At 67.4% G+C, this 4,523-nt stretch carries 4 protein-coding genes; 3 read left to right on the top strand and 1 reads right to left on the bottom strand.

The window, feature by feature from the left end:
- Positions 1-823, bottom strand: an 823-nt coding sequence (locus tag I71_RS15695) for a tripartite tricarboxylate transporter substrate binding protein (protein WP_042695784.1), incomplete at its 3' end; no start/stop codon positions are given.
- 665 nt (positions 824-1,488) lie between these two features.
- On the opposite strand from I71_RS15695, the gene ykgO reads away from it, so the two are divergent.
- The 3 genes from ykgO (at position 1,489) to glcE (ending at position 4,501) form a co-directional block, all read left to right on the top strand.
- A complete protein-coding gene (gene ykgO, locus I71_RS15690) occupies positions 1,489-1,614 on the top strand; it encodes a type B 50S ribosomal protein L36 (protein WP_012973122.1) in 126 nt (41 codons plus the stop codon).
- A gap of 207 nt (positions 1,615-1,821) precedes the next feature.
- Positions 1,822-3,309, top strand: coding sequence for an FAD-linked oxidase C-terminal domain-containing protein (locus I71_RS15685; RefSeq protein WP_042695783.1), 1,488 nt, complete (start codon positions 1,822-1,824; stop codon positions 3,307-3,309).
- Between the two features lie 16 nt (positions 3,310-3,325).
- Positions 3,326-4,501: a glycolate oxidase subunit GlcE gene (glcE, locus tag I71_RS15680; RefSeq protein ID WP_042695782.1), complete on the top strand. Its 1,176-nt coding sequence runs from the start codon at positions 3,326-3,328 to the stop codon at positions 4,499-4,501.
- Positions 4,502-4,523: the final 22 nt, after the last annotated feature.

Here is a 4,523-nt window from a genome sequence, read left to right as displayed (position 1 = left end):
GCCTTGTCAGCGCGTCGACCAGCTTGGACCGGACGTCCGGCGGCAGTCCCTTCGGCGCCGCGATGCCGCGCAGCGACGACATCAGCGCGTTGAAGCCCAGTTCCTTGAAGGTGCCGACGCCGGGGGCCTGCTCCACCTTCTTCTCGGCCATCACGCCCAGGATGCTGATCGGGTCCTTTTGCTTGTACTGCATCGCCTCGCCGATGTTCACGGCGCTCAGCATGATCTTCTTGTTGGCCAGCGCCGCCTCGTTGGCGGCGGAGCCCTGGAAGGGCACATGGGTGAAGGTCACGCCGGCCTGCCGCTGGAACACCAGCATCGCCAGATGGTCGTCGGAACCGATGCCGGTGGTGCCGACGGTGATGGCGTTCGGGTTGGCCTTGGCGAAGGTGACCACGTCGGCCAGTGTCTTGAACTGGCCGTCGGTGTGGACGGCGAAGGAGCTGGGGTCGTCGACCAGATTGTAGAGCGGGTCGAGCCGGTCCAGCGAATAGCGGGCCTGGCGTTCGATCGGGATGGCGTTGACGTTCGGCGAGTTGATGGCGCCGATGGTGTAGCCGTCGGGGGTGGCGTCGGCGATGGCGGCAAAGCCGATCTCGCCACCGGCACCGGGCTTGTTCACCACCTCGACCCGGCTGCCGTCCCCCAGCTGCCTTTCCAGGAAGGGTGCCAGCGCGCGAATCAGCAGGTCGGTGCCGCCGCCGGCGCCGAAGGCCACGATCATCGTGATCGGCTTCTCCGGATAGGCCGCCTCGGCCGTCGTGGCCGACATGAACAGGGCGCCGGCAGCGGCCGCCAGAGTCAGAGCGTTCCAGAACTTCATGGTCCCCCCTTCGATGATGCGCTGCGCAAGACCGCCGGATGCGGCATGCCCTGCGCGGAACGGGGCGGTGTCCAGGCCGTCCGGCGCGAATCGGCCGTCGCCCCGACGGGAGCGGCCGTAATCGTGCGTGGGCGCGGCGTGGATGCCGCTGAATATCCGATAATGTTCGTACACCAGAAATATAAATCGTTCAACTTTTCAGGATGTTGGTTGGTATTGTCGCGTCAATACACCGCATATCATTGTAATATATTTGTAGGCGTACCGGGGTATGCTGAATAATTACTGTGTATCGACTGGAGAAATGGTTAAGTTTTGTTGCCTTCTGCCGCGCCTCTGCAAGTCGAGAACCGGAAATGGGCAGTCGTCTTCCCTCCGCGGTTTGTCACGACCTGCTAACGGCCGGTTGTATATCTTTCGAAAAGCTTGCGGCTCGCGCGGCCAAGGTGCTCTTCATTGGCGAGTGCGGGTGCATTTTTCGCATTCGGAGTGGGTGTTTTGCTTTTCCGCCGCCTGCCTCTGTCGTTTGCCTTGGCAGTGGATGCGGCGTAAAAATGCTCTGCGGCAAGAGCGGTCTCTGAGCGTTCCCAGGCGTTGACAGTCGGTGGGCACCGCACTATGGTGCGCGCCTTCAATCGAGCCGCCGAGCGTTCAGGAACAGCATCATGAAAATCGTCAACTCCCTGAAGTCGATGAAGACGCGCCATAAGGCCTGCCGCGTGATCCGCCGCAAGGGCCGCGTCTACGTCATCAACAAGCAGAACCCCCGTTTCAAGGCCCGCCAGGGCTGATCGATCCGCAAGGATCGATCGACTGCGAGGCCGGGCATCGCGCCCAGCCTCTCCGTCATCGGGTGTTTACGCAAGAGCCGCGCCTTCGGGTGCGGCTCTTGCGTTTTGGGGCTTCCGCATCGGAAGCGGCATCGGCTTGTCTTAGGGTTGCGGCGGATGGTACGTGTGGCGGACGAGTTCGCCGCAACGGGATGAGGACCGCCCGCCATGAAGATGCCGGTGCCGGACAGCGGGGTGATCGCCCGCCGCCGGGAGATCGTCGAGGCGCTGCGCGCCATCGTTCCCGGCGAAGGCGTGATCGTCGACGAGAACGAGCTGCGCGCCTATGAATGCGACGGGCTGACCGCCTACCGCCAGCTGCCGATGGTCGCCGTGCTGCCGAGCACGGTCGAGCAGGTGTCGCAGATCCTCAAGGCCTGCAAGGCGATGGGGGTGAAGGTGGTGCCGCGCGGGGCCGGCACCTCGCTGTCGGGCGGCGCCCTGCCGCTGGCCGACGGCGTGCTGCTCGGCATGGGCAAGTTCAAGCGCATCCTCGACATCGACTATGCGAATCGGTGCGTCACCGTGCAGCCAGGGGTGACCAACCTCGGCATCTCCAACGCGGTCGCGCAGGAGGGCTTCTATTACGCCCCCGATCCGTCCAGCCAGATCGCCTGCACCATCGGCGGCAACATCGCCGAGAATTCCGGCGGCGTGCATTGCCTGAAATACGGGCTGACCACCAACAATGTGCTGGGGCTGGAGATGGTGCTGATGGACGGCACCATCCTGCGGCTGGGCGGCAAGCATCTGGATGCCGGCGGTTACGACCTGATGGGCATCGTCACCGGCTCGGAAGGGCTGCTCGGCGTGGTGACCGAGGTCACCGTGCGCATATTGAAGAAGCCGGCGACCGCCCGCGCGGTGCTGCTCGGCTTCCCCAGCAGCGAGCAGGGCGGCGACTGCGTGGCCGCCATCATCGCCGCCGGGATCATCCCCGGCGGCATGGAGATGATGGACCGTCCCGCCATCCACGCCGCCGAGGCGTTCGTCCATGCCGGCTATCCGCTGGATGTCGAGGCGCTGCTGATCGTCGAGCTGGACGGTCCGGCGGCCGAGGTCGACCATCTGATCGACCGGGTCGAGGCCATCGCCCGTGACAAGGGCGCCTGCTATGCCCGCGTGTCGAAGAGCGAGGAGGAGCGGCTGGCCTTCTGGGCCGGGCGCAAGGCCGCCTTCCCGGCGGTCGGGCGCATCAGCCCCGATTACTACTGCATGGACGGCACCATCCCGCGCAAGGCGCTGCCGCTGGTGCTGCAACGGATGCAGGCGATGTCGGACCGCTGCGGCCTGCGCGTCGCCAACGTCTTCCATGCCGGCGACGGCAACCTGCATCCGCTGATCCTCTACGATGCCAACAAGCCGGGCGAGCTGGAGGCGGCGGAAGCCTTCGGCAACGACATCCTGCGCCTGTGCGTCGAGGTCGGCGGCGTGCTGACCGGCGAGCATGGCGTCGGCGTCGAGAAGCGCGACCTGATGACCGACCAGTTCGACGAGGCCGACCTTCAGCAGCAGCAGCGGCTGAAATGCGCCTTCGATCCCGACGGTCTGCTGAATCCCGGCAAGGTCTTCCCCACGCTGCACCGCTGCGCCGAGCTTGGCCGGCTGCATGTCCACCAGGGGGAGCTGCGCTTCCCCGACATCCCGCGTTTCTGAGGGGCCGCCGCTCGCCATGACCATCACCATTTTGAAGCCGGACACTGCCGCGCAGGTGACCGACGCGGTGCGCTGGGCGCTGTCGGCCGGCGAACCGCTGGAGATCCTGGGCAGCGGCAGCCGCCGCGGGCTGGGGCGCCCGGTGCAGGCGGGCCACGCGCTCGACCTGTCCGCTCTGTCGGGCGTCATCGCCTATGAGCCGGAGGAACTGGTGCTGACAGCATTTGCCGGCACCCCGATGGCGACGATCGGCACCCTGCTGGCCGAGCGCGGGCAACATCTGGCTTTCGAACCGCCGGAGGGAGGAACGCTGGGCGGTCTGGTCGCCAGCGGGCTGGCCGGGCCGCGCCGCCTCTCGGCCGGCTCGGCCCGCGACCACACGCTGGGAATCGCCGGGGTCAGCGGCCGGGGCGAGGCCTACAAGGGCGGCGGCAAGGTGGTGAAGAACGTCACCGGCTATGACATGCCGAAGCTGATGGCCGGGTCCTTCGGCACGCTGACCGCGCTGACCGAGATCACGGTGAAGGTGCTGCCGGCGCCGGAGGACACCGCGACGCTGCTGCTGGTCGGGCTGGACGACAGGGCGGCGGTGGCGATGCTCGACCGTGCGCTGCGCAGCCCCTACGAGGTGTCGGGCGCCGCCCATCTGCCGGCGGGGATCGCCGCGCGGTCGGGCGTGTCCGCGGTGTCGGGGGCGGGCGGGGCGGCGACGCTGGTGCGGCTGGAGGGCTTCGGCCCGTCGGTCGCCGCGCGCGTCACCATGCTGCGCGAGGAGCTGCGGGCCGACGCCGTGCTGGGGCGCGACGAGTCGCTGGCGGTCTGGCGCGAGGTTCGGGACGGGGCTGGGGTGGGCAAGGGTGGTGACGACCAGCTCTGGAAACTCTCCGTCCCGCCATCCGCCGGCCCCTCGACCGTCGAGGCCGTCCGCCGGACGCTCGATGTCGACGCCTTCTACGACTGGGGCGGTGGGCTTGTCTGGCTGGCGGCACCGCCCGACTCGGGTGCAGCGATCCGCGCAGCGCTCTCCGCCGGCGGCCATGCCACGCTGGTGCGGGCGCCCGAGTCGGTGCGTGCAGCGACGGACGTGTTCCAGCCCTTGCCCGAGCCGCTGATGGCGCTCAGCCGCCGGGTCAAGGAAAGCTTCGACCCCAAGGGCATCCTCAAACCCGGCCGCATGTATGCGGGTCTGTAACGGGAAAACCGATCTCGATGCA

Origin of the sequence: Azospirillum sp. B506, assembly GCF_000333595.1 — a bacterium.
Classification (GTDB): domain Bacteria; phylum Pseudomonadota; class Alphaproteobacteria; order Azospirillales; family Azospirillaceae; genus Azospirillum.
The sequence above is the reverse complement of the archived record's forward strand: the minus strand, read 5'-3'. Positions and strand labels throughout refer to the sequence as shown.

Bases quoted from the DNA above. Each gene is read 5' to 3' on its own strand.
- ykgO (WP_012973122.1), top strand. From the start codon at position 1,489: ATGAAAATCGTCAACTCCCTGAAGTCGATGAAGACGCGCCATAAGGCC.
- I71_RS15685 (WP_042695783.1), top strand. From the start codon at position 1,822: ATGAAGATGCCGGTGCCGGACAGCGGGGTGATCGCCCGCCGCCGGGAG.
- glcE (WP_042695782.1), top strand. From the start codon at position 3,326: ATGACCATCACCATTTTGAAGCCGGACACTGCCGCGCAGGTGACCGAC.